Genomic DNA, 19,860 nt, shown 5'->3' on the forward strand with positions numbered 1-19,860 from the left:
ACGGTCCGGGGTGTGCACGCGGCCGGGGGCGGGTGCCGTCTAGCCTCGGTCGGGTGACCCCGACCGACCCCGTGCCCCCGACCTCCGCGCCGCAGGCCGTCGCGCGCACGACCGCCGCACGGCTGGCGGACCTGCACGCACGCCGCGCGGCCGCCGTGGACGCCGCCGAGGAGGTGGCCGCGGCCAAGCAGCACGCGCGCGGCAAGAAGACCGCGCGCGAGCGGATCGACCAGCTGCTCGACCCGGGCTCGTTCACGGAGATCGACGCGTTCGTGCAGCACCGCTCGACGAACTTCGGGCTGGAGAAGAAGCGGGTCGCGGGCGACGGGGTCGTCGTCGGGCACGGCACGGTCGACGGCCGGCCGGTGGCCGTGCACGCGCAGGACTTCACGGTCTTCGGCGGCAGCCTGGGCGAGGTGCACGGGCAGAAGATCGCCAAGGTCATGGACCTCGCGCTGCGCACGGGCGTGCCGCTCGTGGGCATCAGCGACGGCGGCGGCGCGCGCATCCAGGAGGGTGTCGCGGGGCTGACGCAGTTCGCGGAGATCTTCCGGCGCAACGTGGCCGCGTCGGGCGTGATCCCGCAGATCAGCCTGATCCTCGGCCCGTCGGCGGGCGGCGCGGTGTACTCCCCCGCGCTGACGGACTTCATCGTCATGGCCGACGGCACGTCGAACATGTTCATCACGGGACCGGACGTGATCCGCACGGTCACCGGCGAGGACGTGGGCTTCGAGGAGCTCGGCGGGGCGACGACGCACAGCACCCGCTCGGGCGTCGCGCACTACATGGCCAGCGACGAGGACGACGCGATCGACTGGGTGCGCACGCTGCTGGCGTACCTGCCGTCGAACAACATGGCCGAGCCGCCGTCGTACCACCACGACGTGGAGCCGGAGGTCACCGAGGACGACCTGGTGCTGGACACGCTGGTGCCGGACTCGGACAACCAGCCGTACGACATGCACACCGTGCTGGAGCAGGTGCTCGACGACGGGAGCCTGCTCGAGGTGCAGGCCCTGTACGCGCAGAACGTCGTCGTCGGGTTCGGGCACGTCGAGGGCCACCCGGTGGGCGTGGTCGCCAACCAGCCGACGCACATGGCGGGCACGCTCGACATCAACGCGGCCGAGAAGGCGGCGCGGTTCGTGCGCACGTGCGACGCGTTCGGCATCCCGGTGCTGACGTTCGTCGACGTGCCGGGGTTCCTGCCGGGCACGGACCAGGAGTGGAACGGCATCATCCGGCGCGGCGCCAAGCTCATCTACGCGTACGCCGAGGCCACGGTCCCGCTGGTCACGGTGATCACGCGCAAGGCGTACGGCGGCGCGTACATCGTCATGGGCTCCAAGCAGCTGGGTGCCGACGTGAACCTGGCGTGGCCGACCGCGCAGATCGCGGTGATGGGTGCGGGCGGGGCGGTGAACATCCTGCAGCGCGGGGCGCTCAAGGCCGTCGCGGAGGCCGGCGGGGACGTCGAGGCCGAGCGCGCGCGCCTGACCGCGGAGTACGAGGACGCGATCGTGCACCCGTGGGAGGCCGCCGAGCGCGGGTACGTGGACGCGGTCATCGCCCCCTCGGAGACGCGCGTGCAGATCGTGCGGGCGCTGCGGCTGCTGCGCACCAAGCGGGCGGCGCTGCCCCCGAAGAAGCACGGGAACATCCCGCTGTGACCCGGTGCGGCCCGACGTCGGGCAGGCTGGGCGGGTGCCCGGCGACGGGCGCGACCGGCAGGACCAGGACGAGCACGCGCGGGTCCCGCGCGACGAGGACGGTGGCACGGTGAGCGAGCACGAGCACGACCCCGACGAGCACGACCCCGCCTCGCACGGGCGCGACCCGCTGACCGGTGTCGACGCGGGCGAGCTGCACGCGGCGGTCGACGAGCTGGCCGCGACGCTGCACGCGTACGTCGAGACGGCTGTCGGGGTGCGCGCGGAGTTCTCCGCGACGGAGTCCGACGAGGACCCGCGGGTGCTGGCGATCGAGCAGCGCGTCGGTGCGCTCAACGCCCAGCTGTACGACCTGCTGCACGCGCGGCTGGGCCTGCACGCGGACCTCACAGGCATGACGTGGGACGACCGGGAGGACGAGGACCACGCCCCGGCCGGGCCGGGCGAGCGGGACACGTTCCACCTGGGCTTCGTCGTCGAGCTGCCCGCCACGGTCACCGACCTCACGCTCGACGCGGTGCTCGACCTGGTCGACGACGGCGGCGGTGCCATCACCGAGCGCCTCGCCGGGCTGGGCTACGTGGTCGGCGAGTGGAGCGCGGCCCGGGGCGGCCCGGTCATGCTCGACGGCGAGGACGACGACGAGGACGAGGACGAGGAGTGAGCGAGCAGCCGCACGTGCACGTCGTGCGCGGGGCGCCGGACGACGTCGAGCTCGCGGCGCTCGTCGCGGGCCTGGTCGCGGCCTCGCACGGGCGCACCCCGGCCGAGGACGACGGGCCGCCGGACCGCTCGGCCCGGGCCCGCTGGGTCGCGCCCGGCCGCCTGCGGGGCACCGCCCCGCTGCCCCGTGGCCGGGACGCGTGGCGCTGGTCGCTGCACCCCTGACGGCACGTCGGGGCGCCCGCGGCGGCGGGGGCCCGGTGCGCGCCGAGTAGGGTCTGCCGGTGACCATCCTCCCCTCCACCCCCGTGCGGCAGGCCACCCCGGTCGACGCCGTCGCCGACGCCCACGTCGCCGCCGCCGCCCGTCTCAACCCCGTCGAGGCCACCCACGCCGGCGTGCCGGGCCACGACCGCGAGCTGCCCGACCACTCGCCCGACGGCTGGGCCGCGCGCGACGACCAGCGCCGCTCCACGCTCCTGGCGCTGGAGGGTCTGAGCCCGGCGGACGAGGTCGACGAGGTCACGCTCGCGGCGATGCGGTTCGCGCTGCGCACGGAGATCGACCTGCACGCGGCCGGCGAGGACGAGCGCCGGCTGAACAACATCTCGTCCCCGTCGCAGCAGGTCGCGTCGGTGTTCGACCTGATGCCGACGGCCACGGCGCAGGACTGGGACGACATCGCCGCCCGTCTGCGCGCGGTGCCGGCGTCGCTGGGCGGCTACGTCACGTCGCTGCGCGAGTCCGCCGCGCGCGGCCGCACCGCGGCGGTCCGGCAGGTGCGTGCCGTCGCGGAGCAGGCCCGCGAGCTGGCCGACCCGCAGGCGTCCGCGTTCACGCGGCTGGTGGCGGGCAGCACGGGCGTGGTGGGCGACGACGGCGCGCTGCGCACGGACCTGGACCGGGCCGCGGCGGGGGCGCGCGAGGCGTACGGCGAGCTCGCCCGGTTCCTCGAGCAGGAGCTGGCGCCGCTGGCACCGGTCGAGGACGCGGTCGGCCGGGACCGGTACACGCTGTGGTCCCGGCACTTCCTCGGGGCGGGCGTCGACCTCGACGAGACGTACGCGTGGGGCCTGGCCGAGCTGGAGCGGGTCGTGGCCGAGCAGCGCGAGCTCGCCGCGCAGATCGCCGGCCCGGGGGCGAGCGTCGCCGACGCCGTGGCGGCCCTCGACGCGGACCCGGCGCGACGCCTGACGGGGACGGCGGCGCTGCAGGCGTGGATGCAGGCGACGTCGGACGAGGCCGTCGCGGCCCTCGACGGCACGCACTTCGCGATCCCCGAGCCCGTGCGCACCCTGGAGTGCCGGATCGCCCCGTCGAGCTCGGGCGCGATCTACTACACGGGCCCGTCGGACGACTTCAGCCGCCCGGGCCGCATGTGGTGGTCGGTGCCCGCGGACGTGACGGAGTTCAGCACGTGGCGCGAGCGCACGACCGTCTACCACGAGGGCGTCCCGGGCCACCACCTGCAGATCGCGCAGGCGGTGCACGAGCGCGGCACGCTGAACGCGTGGCGCCGGCTGGGTGCGTGGACGTCGGGCCACGGCGAGGGCTGGGCGCTGTACGCCGAGCGGCTCATGGCCGACCTCGGGTTCCTCGACGACCCGGGCGACCGGCTCGGCATGCTCGACGGGCAGGCGCTGCGCGCGGCCCGTGTGGTCTTCGACATCGGCATCCACCTGGGCCTGCCGGCGCCGGCGGCGTGGGGCGGGACGTGGACGCCGGAGAGCGGCTGGGACTTCCTGCGGGCGCACGTGAACATGGCGGAGTCGTTCGTGCGGTTCGAGCACACGCGGTACCTGGGCTGGCCGGGGCAGGCGCCGTCGTACAAGGTCGGGCAGCGGCTGTGGGAGCAGGCCCGCGACGCCGCGGCCGCGTCGGCGGCTGCGGCCGGGCAGCCGTTCGACCTGCGGGACTTCCACGCCCGCGCGCTGCGGCTGGGGTCGGTGCCGCTCGAGGTGCTGCCCTCCGCGCTGGGCGTCTGACGACGACGGCCCGGCACCCCTGCGCGGGTGCCGGGCCGTCCTGCGTCGGGGACGCTCAGAGCAGCGTCCACCCGTACCGGGCGAACACCACCCCGGCGAGCAGCACGAGCGCGGCGACGGTGACGTACCAGTCGTTGCCGGCCGCGACGAAGCGGCGGGCCCACGGCCCGGCGGCACCGGGCAGCACGATGTTCCCCTCGCGCACGTTGATGCGCGTGAGGCCCGCCCACACGAGGGTCGTGGTGACGGTGATGAGCAGGCACCAGGGGCACAGGGCGCCGATGACGGTGTACGCCTGCTGGAAGAGCCACAGCGCGAAGAGCAGGCCGAGGGTGTAGACGACCTGCGCGGACAGCATGAACCAGCGGGGGAAGCGGACGCCGCCGATGAGCGCGACGGCGAGCGTGAGCACCACTGCCTCGGCCGCGATGCCGAGGAACGCGTTGGGGAAGCCGAACAGCTCGGCCTGCCACGACCTCGCGACGGTCCCGCAGCTGATGACGGCGTTGAGGTCGCAGGACAGCGTGGCGTTCTGGTTCTCGGCCAGCACGAGGGCCTCGATCGAGAGCACGAAGCTCGCGTACAGCCCGATCAGGCCGGAGACGACCATCTCGATCGCGGTGCGCCGCACCCAGGGCAGCGGTGCCGGGCGCAGCAGCTCGGGGTCGGGGTCGGGCGGGAGGTCCGTGCCGTCGAGGTCGTCGAGGTCGTCGTCGAGGCCGTCGTCCGGCCCGTCGTGGTCCTCGGCGACCTCCGAGGTCGTCCCCCTGCGCGCGGTCACGTCCTTCACATGCCCTCCTCGACGAGTGGTGCGGCCATTGTGCCCCGCCCACCTGGACGACGGCTGGGACCTGGCGGACCGGGAAGCCGAGACATCCGCACGGACATCGTGTCACTTTCACTCTTGACCCGCGTCATTGTTCAGCAATACGGTGCGACGGCCAGGCCACCCACCCGCCAGGAGCGCACCAGAGAGAGAAGGCTGACGATGACCCTGCACACACCCGCGCGGACCACGACGGCGATCGCCGTCGGGATCGCGCTCGCCTGCGCCGGAGGGATCGGCGCCGCAGCCGCCGCCCCGACGCAGGCCCCGGCGGCCGCACCCGCCGCCGCCCCGGCCGCCGCACCCGCCGAGACCGGGACCACGGACCGCCTCATCGTGAAGTACCGCGGCGAGCGGGCCGGCACCACCCCCAGCGGCACGACGCAGTCGAAGCGCCGCGACCGCATCCAGGCCGCCGCCGCCCCGCTCGGCGGCGCCGCCGAGCACGTGCGCGCCACCGCCCAGGGCGCCCAGGTCTGGTCGCTGGGCACGGACCTGGAGGTCGCCGACGTCGAGGCGATCGCCGCGCAGGTCGAGGCCGACCCGGCCGTCGAGTACGCCGAGCCCGACCGGCTGATGCAGCCGCTCGCCGCCGCGCCGAACGACACCCGCTGGGCCGAGCAGTGGGACCTGCAGACCACCTCCGTCGGCATCGACGTGCGCACCGCCTGGGACACCACGCGGGGGGCGGGCGTCAACGTCGCCGTCATCGACACCGGCTACCGCCCGCACGCCGACCTGGCCGCCAACATCGTCGGCGGCTACGACCTCATCGCCGACACCGCGGTCGCCAACGACGGCAACGGCCGGGACGCCGACGCCGCCGACCCCGGCGACTGGACCACCACCAACCAGTGCGCGACCGGGTGGACCGCGCGCGGCTCGAGCTGGCACGGCACCCACGTGGCCGGCACCATCAGCGCCGTCACCAACAACGGCGTCGGTGTCGCAGGCATCGCGCCGGAGTCCAAGGTCGTGCCCGTGCGCGTCCTCGGCCGCTGCGGCGGGTACACCTCGGACATCGCCGACGCCATGATCTGGGCCTCGGGCGGCACCGTCAGCGGCGTGCCCGCGAACGCGAACCCCGCCAAGGTCCTCAACCTCTCCCTCGGCGGGTCCGGCACCTGCGACACCACCAGCCAGAACGCCATCACCAGCGCCCGCTCGCGCGGCACGGTCGTGGTCGTCGCCGCCGGCAACTCGAACACCAACGTCTCGAGCTCGAGCCCCGCCAACTGCTCCGGCGTCGTCGCCGTCGCCGCGTACGGCCCCACGGGCGCACGGGCGTACTACTCCAACTACGGCACCCTCGTCGACATCGCGGCCCCCGGCGGCGACACCTCGGGCGGGTCCGCCAACGGGATCCTCTCGACTCTCAACACCGGCACCAGCACGCCCGGGTCGGACTCCTACGCCTTCTACCAGGGCACGTCGATGGCCGCCCCGCACGTGGCCGCCGTCGCGGCGCTCATGCTGTCCGCCAACCCGTCCCTGACGCCCGACCAGGTCGAGTCCCTGCTCAAGTCCAGCGCGCAGCCCTTCGTCGCGACCTGCTCCAGCTGCGGCGCCGGCATGCTCGACGCGGCGACGGCCGTGGCCGCGGCCACCGGCGGCACCACGCCGACGCCCACCCCGACCCCCACCCCGACGCCCACGCCCCCCGCGGGCAGCATCGCGGAGTCGGAGTCGAACAACACCCGGGCGACCGCCGACCCCGCGCCGCGGCCGTCGACGTTCACCGGCACCATCGGCTCCACGAGCGACACGGACTACGTGTCCGTCGTCGTCCCCGCCGGGGCCACGCTCACCGTCAGCCTCACCGCGGGCGTCGCGAGCGCCGACTACGACCTGTACCTGTACAACGCCGCGGGCACCCGGGTCGCGAGCAGCACGCGCGGCGCCGGCCTCGTCGACACCGTCACGTACACCAACAGCGGCACCGCGAGCGCCACGTTCTACCCCCGCGTCCTGTACTACTCGGGCACCACGGGCACGAGCGGGACGTACACGCTGGCCATCAGCTGACGTCACGCGGCACCGGCGGCGCCCGTCCCTCGCGCAGGGACGGGCGCCGTCGTGCGCCCCGGCAGCCGGGCCACGACGACCGGCACGGCAGCGGCCGCCGCGCGGGCTAGGGTCGGGCCGTGACCACGGCACCCTCCTCCCCCCGGCTGCTCCTCGCCTCGGCGTCCCCCGCCCGCCGCGCCACGCTCGTGCGCGCCGGCGTCGACCCGCTCGTCGCCGTCTCGTCGGTCGACGAGGACGCCGCGCTGGCCGCGGCCCGTGAGCGCTTCGGCGACCTCGAGCCCGCGGACGCGGTCCTGGTGCTCGCGCAGGCGAAGGTCGAGGACGTCGCGCGTCGCCTGGTGGACGACCCCGACCTCGACGTGCCGGGATGGGACGGCGAGGACCTGCTGCTCCTGGGCTGCGACTCGATGCTCGAGCTCGACGGGCAGATCCTCGGCAAGCCCGCCGACGCGGACGACGCCGTCGCGCGGTGGGCGGCGATGCGCGGGCGCTCCGGCGTGCTGCACACCGGGCACTGGCTGGTCGACGACCGCCCGTCCGGGGCGGACGGCCCGGGCACGGGCGGCACCCTCGGCGCCACCGCGTCGACGGTCGTGCACTTCGCGGACGTGTCCGACGCGGAGGTCGCGGCGTACGTGGCGACCGGCGAGCCGATGCTCGTGGCCGGCGCGTTCACCGTCGACGGCCTCGGCGGCCCGTTCGTGGAGCGCATCGAGGGCGACCACCACAACGTGGTCGGCCTGAGCCTGCCGCTGCTGCGCCACCTGCTGGGCGAGGTGGGACTGACGCTGCCCGACCTCTGGCGCCGCTGACCCACCGCCGGGCAGGCACACCCGGGCGCGCCCGGCCCTCGTTGTCCCCGGACGACAACCGCGCGTGCCCTGGTGCACGATGCGCCGGGAGCGCGTTGGTCAGATCCTCCAAGAGGGGGGCGGACCCGTGCAGGGTTCGGCCAATGTTGTCCCGGGGCGCGGATGCGCACCCGGGCGTCGCCCGGATCCCGCGCTACCGTGAGCCGTGCCCGACATCACCAAGGTGCTCATCGCCAACCGCGGAGAGATCGCCGTCCGCGTCGCCCGTGCCTGCCGGGACGCGCAGATCGCGTCCGTCGCCGTGTACTCCGACACGGACCGCGGCGCCCTGCACGTCACGGTCGCGGACGAGGCGTTCGCGCTCGACGGCGCCCGTGCGGCCGAGACCTACCTCGACATCGCCAAGCTCCTCGACGTGGCCCGCCGGTCCGGCGCGGACGCCGTGCACCCCGGCTACGGCTTCCTGTCCGAGAACGCCGAGTTCGCGCGCGCCGTCGCCGCGGCCGGCCTGGTGTGGATCGGCCCGCCGCCGGCGGCCATCGAGTCGCTGGGCGACAAGGTCAGCGCGCGGCACATCGCGCAGCGCGCCGGCGCCCCGCTGGTCGCGGGCACGCCCGACCCGGTGGCGTCGGTCGACGAGATCCACGCCTTCGCGGCCGAGCACGGCCTGCCGATCGCGATCAAGGCGGCGTTCGGCGGTGGCGGCCGCGGCCTGAAGGTCGCCCGCACGGTCGACGAGATCGACGAGATGTACGAGTCCGCGGTCCGCGAGGCCGTCGCGGCCTTCGGGCGCGGGGAGTGCTTCGTCGAGCGGTACCTCGACCGGCCGCGGCACGTGGAGACGCAGTGCCTCGCCGACGAGCACGGCACCGTGGTCGTCGTCTCGACCCGCGACTGCTCGCTGCAGCGCCGCCACCAGAAGCTCGTCGAGGAGGCCCCGGCGCCGTACCTGAGCGACGAGCAGCGGCGCCTGCTGGTCGACGCGAGCGTGGCCATCCTGCGCGAGGCCCGCTACGTCGGGGCCGGCACGTGCGAGTTCCTCGTCGGGCAGGACGGGACGGTCTCGTTCCTCGAGGTCAACACCCGCCTGCAGGTGGAGCACCCGGTCACCGAGGAGATCAGCGGCATCGACCTGGTCCGCGAGCAGCTGCGGATCGCGGCGGGCGAGCCGCTGGGGTACGACCACGTCGAGACCCGCGGCCACTCCCTCGAGTTCCGTCTCAACGGCGAGGACCCGGCCGCCGGGTTCCTGCCCGCACCCGGTCGCCTGTCGCGGCTGCGGTTCCCCTCGGGCCCGGGCGTGCGCGTGGACTCCGGCGTCGTCGAGGGCGACACCGTCTCCGGCGCGTTCGACTCGATGATCGCCAAGCTCATCGTCACCGGCGCGACCCGGCGGCAGGCCCTGGAGCGGGCCCGGCGCGCGCTCGCCGAGCTCGAGGTCGTCGGCATCCCCACCGTCGTCCCCTTCCACCGGGCGGTGCTCGAGGACGAGGCCTTCGCCCCGGCCGACGACGCGACGCCGTTCCGCGTGCACACCCGGTGGATCGAGACGGAGTTCGCCCCGACGCTCGCGACGCTGGGCCGCACGCCGGCGCCCGCCGCGGACGACGAGGACGAGGACCCGGCCCTGGAGCGCGTCGTCGTCGAGGTCGGCGGCAAGCGCCTCGAGGTCGTGCTTCCCGCCGCGCTCGGCCTGGGCCGGCCCGGCACCGGCGGTCGGGCGCAGCGCCCCGGCGCGGCACCGCGCCGCAGCGCCCGCGCCCGGGCGACGCGCCCGTCGGCCAACGGCACGACCCTCGCGTCGCCGATGCAGGGCACGATCGTCAAGGTCGCGGTCGCGGAGGGCGCCACGGTCGCCGAGGGCGACCTCGTCGTGGTGCTCGAGGCCATGAAGATGGAGCAGCCGCTGGTCGCGCACCGCGCCGGCACCGTCACGCGGCTGTCCGCCGGCGTCGGTGCGAGCGTCAGCGCCGGCAGCGCGATCTGCGAGATCGTCGGCTGACCGGCGCACCGGTCCCGCCGGGCCGTCCCCGCACCCCGGGCGACGGCTGGACGTCCTGCGCGTGCGGCCGCCGGCACTGGGGGCTGCACGGCGCCGCGGGCCTGCTGCTCGTGCGCCGGGACGGCACCGGGCGCGCCACGCACGTCGTGCTGCAGCACCGGGCGCCGTGGTCCGACGCGGGGGGCACCTGGGGCGTGCCGGGCGGCGCCCGCGCGCCCGGGGAGGACGCCGTGGCCGCCGCGCTGCGCGAGTCGCACGAGGAGGCCGGCATCGACCCGCGGGCCGTCGCGGTGCGCAGCACGCACGTGCTCGCGCACCCCGACTGGTCGTACACCACCGTGGTGGCCGACGAGGTCGGCACCGTGGAGCCCCGCCCCACCGACGACGAGTCGGTCGAGGTCGCGTGGGTCGCGCTCGACGACGTGCCGGCCCGGCCGCTGCTGCCCGCGTTCGCCGACGCGTGGCCGGTGCTGCGCGCCGCCCTCGACGACTGACCCGACGACGACCCAGCCGCCCCGCGGCGACCGGCCCGTGGCCGGCGCTCAGTCCTCGGTGCGCTGGTGCAGCATGCGCGCGACCTCGGCCACGGTGCCCGACATCGACGGGTACACGGTCGAGGCGTCCGCCACGTCGTCGGTCGTGAGCCGGTGCGTGACCGCCAGGGTCAGCGGGAACACCGCCTCGCTGGCCCGCGGGCCCACGACCACGGCCCCCAGGACCGTGCCCGTGCCGGTGCGGGCGAAGATCTTCACGAACCCGTCGCGCACGCCCAGCATCTTCGCGCGCGGGTTGCGGGCCAGCGGCAGCATGCTCGTGGAGTACGCGATGCCGCGCTCGCGCAGCCGCGCCTCCGACAGGCCGACCGTCGCGATCTCCGGGGCGGTGAAGATGTTCGCCGCGACCCCCGTCAGCGACAGCGGCCGCACCGCGTCGCCGAGGGCGTGCGCCATCGCGATCCGCCCCTGCGTGGCCGCGACCGACGCCAGCGGCAGCACCCCCGTGCAGTCGCCCGCCGCGTAGACGCCCCGCACCGACGTCCGCGAGACCTTGTCGACCTCCACGTGCCCCGACGGCGTCAGCCGCACGCCGGCCTCCTCCAGGCCCAGCCCGCGGGTCGTCGGCACGGACCCCACGGCCAGCAGCACGTGCGAGCCCTCGACGGTGCGCCCGTCCTCCAGGGTCACGACCACGCCGTCGGCCGTCCGGCGGGCCGACGTCGCCCGCGAGCGCCCCATGACGGTCATGCCGCGCTGGGTGAACACGCGCTCGATGAGCTCCGCGGCGTCCGCGTCCTCGCCGGGCAGCACCCGGTGCCGGCTCGACACGAGGACCACGTCGGCGCCCAGCGACGTGTACGCGCCCGCGAACTCGGCGCCCGTGACGCCCGAGCCGACGACGACGAGGCGCTGCGGCAGCTCGTCGAGGTCGTACATCTGCGTCCAGGTGAGGATGCGCTCGCCGTCCGGCTGGGCGTCGGGCAGCACGCGGGGCGTCGCCCCCGTGGCGACCAGCACCACGTCCGCCGGCAGCACGCGCTCGTCGCCCTCGGCCGTGCGGACCGCGACGTGCTCGGCGTCGAGCAGGCGCCCGTCGCCCGCGACGACCTCGACGCCCTCGCGCTGCAGGCGCGCCCGGATGTCCGCGGACTGCGCCGCCGCGAGGGCCTTGACGCGCGTGTTGACCGCACCCAGGTCGATCGTGTGCCGCAGCGCGTCGCGCACCGCGTCGGCCGTGCCCGTGACGCCCGCGAGCCGGATGCCCAGCTCGGGCGCCCGGTCGGCGATCGTCATCCACTCCGCCGTCGCGATGAGCGTCTTGGACGGCACGACGTCCGTCAGCACCGCGGACCCGCCCAGCCCGCTGCGCTCGACGACCGTGACCTGCGCGCCGAGGCGCCGCGCGACCAGCGCCGCCTCGTACCCGCCGGGTCCGCCGCCGACCACGACCACCCGGCTGACGGGGCGACCGTCCGACGAGGACGGGCTGACGGTCGACGCGGCCGCCGCACGTGCCACCTGGGGCTCGTCCGGCGCGGCGGGGGCGGGCTGCTGCGGGCTGGCGTCCGGGGTCTGCTGGCTCACGCGCCCATCCTGCCCGACCCCGCGCGCGTCGGGCGGGCAGGGCGCGGCGGAGCGGGTGGCGCGGTGCAGCCGGCGCGGGACGCGCACGCCCGGCCGGATAGCCTTCGACCATGACCGATCACGCCGCCCCCGAGCTGGACGACCCCACGACCGACCCCTTCGACGTCGCCCGCCGCGCGGCGCAGGTGATCGCCGAGCGCACCGGCGTCGAGCGCCACGACATCGCCCTCGTGCTGGGCTCGGGCTGGGGCGGCGCCGCCGACCTCATCGGCGAGACCGTCGCCGAGATCCCGAGCCACGAGATCCCCGGCTTCGCCCGCCCCGCGGTCGTCGGCCACGTCGGCACGTTGCGGTCCGTCCGGATCGGCGGCACCGACCGGCACGCGCTCGTGCTGGGCTCGCGCACCCACCTGTACGAGGGTCGCGGCGTGCGTCGCGTCGTGCACGGCGTGCGGACCGCCGCCGCGACCGGTGCCTCCACGGTCGTCCTCACCAACGGCTGCGGCGGCCTGAACCCCGCCTGGGCGCCCGGCACGCCGGTCCTCATCAACGACCACATCAACCTCACGGCGACGTCGCCGCTCGAGGGCGCGACCTTCGTGGACCTGACCGACCTGTACTCCGCGCGGCTGCGCGCCGTCGCCCGCGAGGTCGACGCGAGCCTCGACGAGGGCGTGTACGTGCAGTTCCCCGGACCGCACTACGAGACCCCCGCGGAGGTGCGGATGGCCGGGGTGCTCGGCGGCGACCTCGTCGGCATGTCGACGACGCTCGAGGCCATCGCCGCCCGGCACGCCGGGATGGAGGTCCTCGGGGTGTCGCTCGTCACGAACCTCGCGGCCGGCATCGGCACCGAGGCGCTCTCGCACGCCGAGGTCATCGAGGCCGGCCAGGCCGCGGGCCCGCGGATCAGCGACCTGCTCGCCCGCGTCGTCCAGCGGCTCTGACGCCCGCCGGCCCCGTCCGTCGCTCCGTGCACCGGGCGACGGGCGGGGCCGCACGCAGCCCCCGGACGGCCCGCGACCACCCGGGCCGGGTTCGTCGCCGCGCCCGTGCCCCACTAGCGTGGGCCCCGTGAGTGCCGACGCGACGCAGACCCCGCAGGACGACGACGCCCCCGGGCGCTGGGACGCGCTGGCCGCGCAGGTCGAGGCCTGGGTCGCCGACGACCCGGACCCGCAGACCGCCGACGAGCTGCGCACGCTCCTGGCCACCGCCACCCGCACCCCGGAGGACCTCGCCCCCGGCGCCGCCCCCGACCCGACGCAGCAGCTGGTCCTCGACGCCGCGTCGCGGGCCCGCGCCGACCTCGCCGACCGGTTCTCCGGCCTCCTGCAGTTCGGCACCGCCGGTCTGCGCGGCGAGCTCGCCGGCGGCCCGCACCGCATGAACCGGGCCGTGGTCATCCGCGCCGCCGCCGGTCTCGCGGACTTCCTGCTCGGCGAGCTCGAGGGCCGGACGCCCGCGCCGCGGGTCGTCGTCGGGTACGACGCCCGGCACAACTCACACCGCTTCGCCCTCGACACCGCCGCCGTCATGACCGCCGTCGGCATCGAGGTGCACCTGCTGCCCGCCCCGCTGCCCACCCCCGTCCTCGCCTTCGCCGTGCGGCACCTGCACGCCGACGCCGGCGTCATGGTCACCGCCTCGCACAACCCGCCGCGCGACAACGGCTACAAGGTCTACCTCGGCGGGCGCGTCGTCACCGACGGCGGCCAGGGCGCGCAGATCGTCCCGCCCACCGACGCCGCCATCGCCGCCGAGATCCACCGCGTCCCGTCCGTCGCGTCGGTGCCCCGCGCCGAGCAGGGCTGGACCGTCGTCGGCCCGGAGATCGTCGAGGAGTACACCCGCACCGCGGTGGCGCTCGCCGCCGACGACGACGCCGCGCGCGAGCGCGCCGCCCGTCTGAAGGTCGTCCTGACCCCGCTGCACGGCGTGGGCGGCGCCGTCGCGCAGGACGTGCTCGCGCGTGCCGGCTTCACCGACGTCACGCTCGTGCCCGAGCAGGCCGAGCCGGACCCGGACTTCCCGACGGTCGCGTTCCCGAACCCCGAGGAGCCGGGGGCGATGGACCTCGCGCTGGCCCTGGCGTCGGCGACGCGCGCGGACCTCGTCGTCGCGCTCGACCCCGACGCGGACCGCTGCGCCGTGGCGGTCGTCGACACGCGGCACCACGTCAAGGGTGCGCCGCAGTCGCCGCAGGCCGACGGCTGGCGGATGCTGCACGGCGACGAGGTCGGGGCGCTGCTGGGCGCCGACGCCGTGGCCCGGGCCGGCGCCGCCGACCCCGCGACGCTGCCCGCGCACCCCGCGGTCGCCTGCTCCATCGTGTCCTCGCGGCTGCTCGGCAAGATCGCCGCGTCCGCGGGGCTGGGCTTCGCTCCGACGCTGACCGGCTTCAAGTGGATCAGCCGCACCGAGGGCCTGGTGTTCGGGTACGAGGAGGCGCTCGGCTACTGCGTCGACCCCGCGCACGTGCGCGACAAGGACGGCATCTCGGCGGCCGTGCGCGTCGTCGACCTGGCGGCCCGGCTCGCCGCGGAGGGGCGCACGCTCGTCGACGCGCTCGACGACCTGGCGCGCGCGCACGGGCTGCACGTGTCCGACCAGGTCTCGGCCCGGTTCACCGACCTCGGCCGCATCGCCTCGACCGTGCAGGCGCTGCGCGCAGCCCCGCCGACGTCCCTGGGCGGCTCCGGGGTCGTGCAGGTCGTCGACCTGGCCACCGGCACCGAGGAGGACCGCGACGGCCTGCCGCCGACCGACGGCATCCGCCTGCTCACCGCGGACGGCACGCGCGTCGTCGTCCGCCCGTCCGGCACCGAGCCGAAGGTGAAGTGCTACCTCGAGGTGGTCGTGCCGGTGGCGCCCGACGCCGACCGCCACGCGCTGGATGCGGCGCACCGCACCGCCCGTGGCCGCCTGGCCGCCGTCGCCGCCGACGTGCGCACGACGCTCGGGCTGTAGCAGCCCTGTGCCACCGGCCCCGCGTGCGGCGGGCCGGTGGCACCGTCCGGGTCAGCCGCGGCGGCTGCAGCTCAGGGACGGCTCGCGCAGGTCGCCGTCGCCGTCCGCGCTGCCCTGGAACGCGAACACCACCGACTCGCCCTCGGGCACCCAGCCGTTCCAGCCGACGTCCTCGGCGCGCAGGGACCCGCCGCTGCTGGTGAGCGTCGCCCCCCAGACCTCGGTCGGGGCGCCCACACCGTCCGGCTGGGTCCAGGAGACGGCCCAGCCCTCGACACCGTCGGTCGTCGCCGTCACCGTCACCTCGGCCTGGTAACCGCCCGGCCAGCGGTTCGTCACGCGGTACCGGGCGGTGCAGGCACCCGCGGGCACCGGTGCGGGCGGCGCCACGTCCTGCGACGTCGGGTCGTCCGCCGGCGACGGGGCGGCGTCCGCCGACGGGCTGCCCGTGGGGCTCGGCGTCGGCGAGGGCGTCGGGGTCGGCGTGGGTGTGGGGCTCGGCGTCGGCGTGGCCTGCGGGCTGAGGGCCGTCTCCCCCGCGGTGAAGGGCGTGACCGTGGCGTTGACGTCGGAGTCCTGCCCCGCGGCGTCGCACGTGGCACCCGCACGGTAGGACGTGTAGACGCCGGCGTCGCAGGTGAAGCCGACGACGGCGTCGCCGCCGACCACGAGGTCGCCGGTCAGCCGTGCGGTGCCCTGCACGACCGCGCTGTCACGGACGATGACGGACCCGGTGACCTCGGCACCGGCCTCGACCCAGGCCCGGCCCTCGAGCCGGACCTTCGCGCCGACGGTCGCGTCGCCCCGCACCACCGCGTCCGGCCCGACCCACGCCCCCGGGTCCACGCGCGCGTCGTCGTCGACCCATCCGCCGCCGTTCGGGTGCGCGTGCCCGCCCTCGACCACGTCGCGCGTCGTGACGACCTGCGCGCCCTCGACCCGCAGCTCGTACGGGAACCGCGGGGTCGCGGCGAACCCCTGGCCGGCAGCCGGCTGGCTGACCTGCCCGGGCGCCGCCACGACCACGAGGTGCACCTGGGCGTCGCCCTCGCGGGGGATCATCTCGACCTCGCCGTCGGCCGTCTGCGTGACCGGCGAGTAGCGGATGCCGTCGGCGCCGTGGACGACGAACCCGACGGCCCACGCGGCGTCGGCCGGCGCGGCCTCGACGTGGCCCCGCAGCCGGACGCGCACGGGCGTGCCGACCGCGGCCGGGGCGAGCTCGACGACGTTGTACCCGTACGCGGCGGGCGCGAAGGCCCCGAGCACGCGGTAGTGCCCGGGGTCGTCCGCGACGGCGTCCAGGGGCGTGGTGATCCGCGTCCGCAGCACCGGGTCCACGTCGGTCAGGACGGCCCCGGGACCGCCGGTGCCCGCGACGTCGGCGGCGACGGCCCGCAGGGCGTACTGCGCGACGCGTCCGTTGACGACCGTGCCGCTCGACGAGGTGAGCCGGGCGTACGCGGCCAGCGGCTGCTCGTCGGGCATCGCCTCGGTCCACAGGCGGCGCACCAGGGACACGTCGTGCTGGCCGGCCAGGTGCTGCAGCAGCAGCCACGAGCCGACGTCCTGCCGGGCGCTGCCCCACGCGAGCTGCGAGCCGTGCAGCAGGTCGGAGACGTCGGCGTGCTCGCCGGGCACGGCCAGGGAGGCGAGGTACGCGGCGGAGGCGGACCAGAACGTCGCGGCGGAGGGGTCCGTGAGCCCACGACCGCCCGCACCGGACACGAGCAGGTGCTGCACGACCTCGCCGAACCCGCGCGCGAGCTCCCAGGGGGTGCCGGCGACGACCTCGGTGGGCGGGGTGACCAGGGTCGGGTCCTCGCGCAGCGACGTGGGCTCGGCCGGGACGGCGGGCTCGGGCGGGTCCTCGAGGGACGAGGCGAGGACCTGCGGCGCGACCCGCAGCAGGCCGACCCCGTCGACGACCGCGCCCTGGGTCAGCGCGGGCGCGCCCGCCCCGTCCGCGAGGCCTCCGCCGACGGCGTTGAGCACGCCGCTGCCGGCCGCGCCGGGTCCCTGCGACCAGGTGCCGTCGACGACGACGAGGATCTTGCGCCCGGCCGCCTGACCGCCCTCGGGCTCGAGGCCGAGCACGTCGACGTCGTAGTCGTGCAGCGCCTGCAGCTGGTCGAGCACACGGTCGGGGTCGAAGCGGATCTCCTCCGGCGCGTCGAGGGGGTCGTCGCCGGCGAGGTCGCCCCAGGCGAGCGCCACGTCGTCGTCCTCGACGACCGTCGCGTCCTCCCAGACCGCCCGCCAGCCCTCGGGCACGTGCAGGGTCTTCGTCCCCGAGGCGGGCAGACCGATCGCCCCGGCGAGCACGGCGCCGAGCACGAACGGCACGACGAGGACGGCGATCAGGGTGCCGCGACCGAACCGGCCCATCGCGCGTGCGTCTCCTCCTGTGGTGCGCACGCCGTCCGCGGGTCGGGGTGAGGCCGTGCACTGCTGCTCGTCGCCCGCACGGTGCTGGACGACGGTCCACCATCGTGCGCGCAGGTGTGCCGAGTCAACGCCCGAGGGGTGCCGAAGATGTCCCGATCGTCCCCTCCGGGGCGAACTCTCACGCGGCTCTCATCGCACCCGCGGGCTGACACGTACCAGCGGCCCGCGGGTGCGACGACCGTCCGTCAGTAGCCCGCGTCGGCCGTGACGCCCGCGAGCACCGCCGCGGTGCCGGACAGCCCGAGGCGGGTCGCCCCGGCCTCGACCATGGCCAGCGCGTCGGCCGCGGACCGGACCCCGCCCGACGCCTTCACGCCGAGACGCCCGCCGACGGTCTGCGCCATCAGACGCACGGCGTGCACCGAGGCACCGCCCGCGGGGTGGAACCCCGTGGACGTCTTGACGAAGTCCGCGCCCGCCGCCTCGGCGGCGCGGCACACGGCGACGATCTCCTCGTCGCTGAGCGCGGCCGACTCGATGATGACCTTGAGGACCGTCGGCGCCGGCACCGCGGCGCGCACGGCGGCGATGTCCGCCTCCACGTCCGCGAAGCGCCCCTCCTTGGCCGCGCCGACGTCGATGACCATGTCGACCTCGTGCGCACCGTCGCGGACGGCGGCAGCCGCCTCGGCGGCCTTGACCTCGCTGCGGTGCTTGCCCGACGGGAACCCGCACACGGTCGCGACGAGCAGCGCCGGGGCGCCGTCCAGGCCCACGGGCACCTCGACGGGCAGGAACGACGGCGAGATGCACACCGAGTACACGCCGAGCGCGACGCCCTCGGCGACCAGCGCCTCGACGTCCGCGCGGGTGGCCTCCGGCTTGAGCAGGGTGTGGTCGACGTACCGGGCCAGGCCCGCGGCGTCGTGGGGTGCGGTGGTGGTGTCGTCGCTCATGCGCGGTGCCTCCCGGCGTCTGGGCCGGCGGCCGCCGGCAGGATCACGTCGTGGACGAGGCTCTCGCGCTCGTCGTGGTGCACGAACGCGGCGCGGGCGGCCGTGACGGTCGCCTCCACCACGTCCGCGAAGGTCCAGCCGGCCTCGTGCACGAGCAGCGCGAGCTCGCGCGACAGGCTCGTGCCGGACTGCAGGCGGTTGTCGGTGCTGATCGTCACCGCGAACCCGGCACGCAGCAGGGGTGTCGCGGGGTGCTCGGCGACGCTCGTCGCCGCGCGGGTCTGCACGTTCGACGACGGGCACATCTCGAGCGTGATGCGCCGGTCGCGGATCCAGTGCGCGAGCCGACCCAGGCGCCACCCGCCGTCGGGCGTGGCGTGCACGTCGTCGATGACGCGCGCACCGTGGCCCAGGCGGCACGCGCCCGCGACGTGCACGGCCTCGGCGACGGACGCCAGCCCGGCGTCCTCGCCGGCGTGCACGGTCACCGGCATGCTCGCGTCCCGCAGCACGCGGAACGCCCCGGCCAGCCGCGAGGGCGCGAACCCGTCCTCCGGCCCGGCGATGTCGAACCCGAGCACGCCGGCATCGCGGTGCGCGAGCGTCAGCGCGGCGATCTCCTCGCCGCGGTCCAGGTGCCGCATCGCGCACAGCAGCGCACCCGCACGGATCGTGCGCCCCTCCGCGGCGGCCTCGGCCACGCCCGCGTCGATGCCCTCGCGCACCGCGCCGACGACCTCGTCGAGGGTCAGCCCGGCGCGCAGGTGCTGCTCGGGGGCGTACCGCAGCTCGGCGTGCACGACGCCGTCGCGGGCCAGGTCGACCACGGCCTCGCGGGCGACCCGGCGCAGCGCGTCGGCGGTCTGCATGACCGCCACGGTGTGCTCGAACGTGCTGAGGTACTCCACGAGCGACCCCGAGCTGGCTGCGCGGACGAACCACGCGCCCAGCGCGTCGGGGTCCGTCTCCGGCAGCTCGTGCCCGACGGCGGCGGCGAGCTCGACGACCGTCGCCGGCCGCAGGCCCCCGTCGAGGTGGTCGTGCAGGAGGACCTTCGGCAGCGCGCGGATGCGCGCCTCCACGTCCTGCCGGTCGAGGGCGGCGCCGTCGTGCGGCGCACCCGCGGTGCTCGTGCTCATGGCCTGCTCATCCCTGGTCGTCGTCCTCCTCGAGGGGCTCCTCGGCCGCCTGGTCGGCGACGTCGGCCTCCTCCGCGAGCCCGTCCCGGTCGGCGCGCGCGGCGCCCGGCCGGTACTCCTCGGCGTCGAGGGCCTCGACGTCGGGCTCGTCCGTCAGCCGCACCGGCTGCTCGGGCTCGACGGGGACCAGCCCTGCGTCGCGCCACGCCTCGGCCCCGGGAACGGTGCTCATGGCTCCTCCTTGTCGTCGGCTGCGGGTCGCCACCATCGTGGCCCTCCCCCGCCGACGCTGCCAGGCGGCCCCGCGCCCGTGACCCCGCCGTCGGGTCACGGGCGC

General features: G+C 76.1%; 16 protein-coding genes. 10 read left to right on the plus strand and 6 right to left on the minus strand.

Annotated elements, in window-relative coordinates; genetic code table 11:
- Positions 1–53: 53 nt before the first annotated feature.
- From FBY24_RS01705 to FBY24_RS01715, 4 genes are read left to right on the plus strand one after another with little or no spacing between them, the layout of a single operon-like run.
- On the plus strand, positions 54–1,673 hold the full coding sequence (locus FBY24_RS01705) for an acyl-CoA carboxylase subunit beta (RefSeq protein ID WP_142157531.1): 1,620 nt from the start codon (positions 54–56) through the stop codon (positions 1,671–1,673).
- 34 nt (positions 1,674–1,707) lie between these two features.
- Complete coding sequence (locus FBY24_RS18865; RefSeq protein ID WP_160158400.1) at positions 1,708–2,337, plus strand: hypothetical protein; 630 nt, start codon at positions 1,708–1,710, stop codon at positions 2,335–2,337.
- Positions 2,334–2,561, plus strand: a complete 228-nt coding sequence (locus FBY24_RS18870; protein WP_160158401.1) for an acyl-CoA carboxylase epsilon subunit — start codon at positions 2,334–2,336, stop codon at positions 2,559–2,561. The genes FBY24_RS18865 and FBY24_RS18870 overlap by 4 nt, the downstream gene beginning before the upstream one ends.
- 59 nt (positions 2,562–2,620) lie before the next feature.
- Positions 2,621–4,321, plus strand: a complete 1,701-nt coding sequence (locus FBY24_RS01715) for a DUF885 domain-containing protein (RefSeq protein ID WP_255432160.1) — start codon at positions 2,621–2,623, stop codon at positions 4,319–4,321.
- A gap of 55 nt (positions 4,322–4,376) precedes the next feature.
- Here FBY24_RS01715 and FBY24_RS01720 read toward each other — a convergent pair whose 3' ends face one another.
- Complete coding sequence (locus FBY24_RS01720; RefSeq protein ID WP_255432161.1) at positions 4,377–5,111, minus strand: vitamin K epoxide reductase family protein; 735 nt, start codon at positions 5,109–5,111, stop codon at positions 4,377–4,379.
- A 198-nt stretch (positions 5,112–5,309) separates the two neighbouring features.
- On the opposite strand from FBY24_RS01720, the gene FBY24_RS01725 reads away from it, so the two are divergent.
- The 4 genes from FBY24_RS01725 to FBY24_RS01740 all read left to right on the plus strand — a co-directional run bounded on the left by FBY24_RS01725 (position 5,310) and on the right by FBY24_RS01740 (position 10,483).
- Positions 5,310–7,172: a S8 family peptidase gene (locus FBY24_RS01725; RefSeq protein ID WP_142157533.1), complete on the plus strand. Its 1,863-nt coding sequence runs from the start codon at positions 5,310–5,312 to the stop codon at positions 7,170–7,172.
- A gap of 119 nt (positions 7,173–7,291) precedes the next feature.
- Positions 7,292–7,987, plus strand: coding sequence for a nucleoside triphosphate pyrophosphatase (locus FBY24_RS01730; RefSeq protein WP_142157535.1), 696 nt, complete (start codon positions 7,292–7,294; stop codon positions 7,985–7,987).
- A 205-nt stretch (positions 7,988–8,192) separates the two neighbouring features.
- Positions 8,193–9,989 (plus strand): biotin carboxylase N-terminal domain-containing protein, encoded by a 1,797-nt coding sequence (locus FBY24_RS01735; RefSeq protein ID WP_142157537.1) that lies wholly within the window; start codon positions 8,193–8,195, stop codon positions 9,987–9,989.
- A gap of 83 nt (positions 9,990–10,072) precedes the next feature.
- A complete protein-coding gene (locus FBY24_RS01740; RefSeq protein ID WP_370511018.1) occupies positions 10,073–10,483 on the plus strand; it encodes an NUDIX domain-containing protein in 411 nt (136 codons plus the stop codon).
- Positions 10,484–10,531: 48 nt separating this feature from the next.
- Here the strand turns inward: FBY24_RS01740 and FBY24_RS01745 are convergent, their stop codons facing one another.
- Positions 10,532–12,070: an NAD(P)H-quinone dehydrogenase gene (locus FBY24_RS01745; RefSeq protein WP_370510961.1), complete on the minus strand. Its 1,539-nt coding sequence runs from the start codon at positions 12,068–12,070 to the stop codon at positions 10,532–10,534.
- 110 nt (positions 12,071–12,180) lie between these two features.
- Here FBY24_RS01745 and FBY24_RS01750 point away from each other — a divergent pair, with 110 nt between their 5' ends.
- Together FBY24_RS01750 and FBY24_RS01755 are read left to right on the plus strand one after the other, a co-directional pair.
- Positions 12,181–13,017 (plus strand): purine-nucleoside phosphorylase, encoded by an 837-nt coding sequence (locus tag FBY24_RS01750; protein WP_142157539.1) that lies wholly within the window; start codon positions 12,181–12,183, stop codon positions 13,015–13,017.
- A gap of 127 nt (positions 13,018–13,144) precedes the next feature.
- Entirely contained in the window at positions 13,145–15,040 is a 1,896-nt protein-coding gene (locus tag FBY24_RS01755) for a phospho-sugar mutase (protein ID WP_142157541.1), read from the plus strand.
- A 51-nt stretch (positions 15,041–15,091) separates the two neighbouring features.
- Here the strand turns inward: FBY24_RS01755 and FBY24_RS19150 are convergent, their stop codons facing one another.
- The 4 genes from FBY24_RS19150 to FBY24_RS01775 all read right to left on the minus strand — a co-directional run bounded on the left by FBY24_RS19150 (position 15,092) and on the right by FBY24_RS01775 (position 19,755).
- A complete protein-coding gene (locus FBY24_RS19150) occupies positions 15,092–17,428 on the minus strand; it encodes a DUF6055 domain-containing protein (protein ID WP_186343250.1) in 2,337 nt (778 codons plus the stop codon).
- Positions 17,429–17,673: 245 nt separating this feature from the next.
- Positions 17,674–18,384 carry a deoxyribose-phosphate aldolase gene (deoC, locus tag FBY24_RS01765; RefSeq protein ID WP_142157543.1) on the minus strand — a complete coding sequence of 237 codons (711 nt, stop codon included), beginning with the start codon at positions 18,382–18,384 and terminating at the stop codon, positions 17,674–17,676.
- Positions 18,381–19,523, minus strand: coding sequence for an adenosine deaminase (locus FBY24_RS01770; protein WP_142157545.1), 1,143 nt, complete (start codon positions 19,521–19,523; stop codon positions 18,381–18,383). The genes deoC and FBY24_RS01770 overlap by 4 nt, the downstream gene beginning before the upstream one ends.
- A 7-nt stretch (positions 19,524–19,530) precedes the next feature.
- On the minus strand, positions 19,531–19,755 hold the full coding sequence (locus FBY24_RS01775) for a hypothetical protein (protein WP_142157547.1): 225 nt from the start codon (positions 19,753–19,755) through the stop codon (positions 19,531–19,533).
- Between the last annotated feature and the right edge of the window lie 105 nt (positions 19,756–19,860).

The sequence above is a fragment of the Cellulomonas sp. SLBN-39 genome (assembly GCF_006715865.1).
Lineage (GTDB): Bacteria > Actinomycetota > Actinomycetes > Actinomycetales > Cellulomonadaceae > Cellulomonas.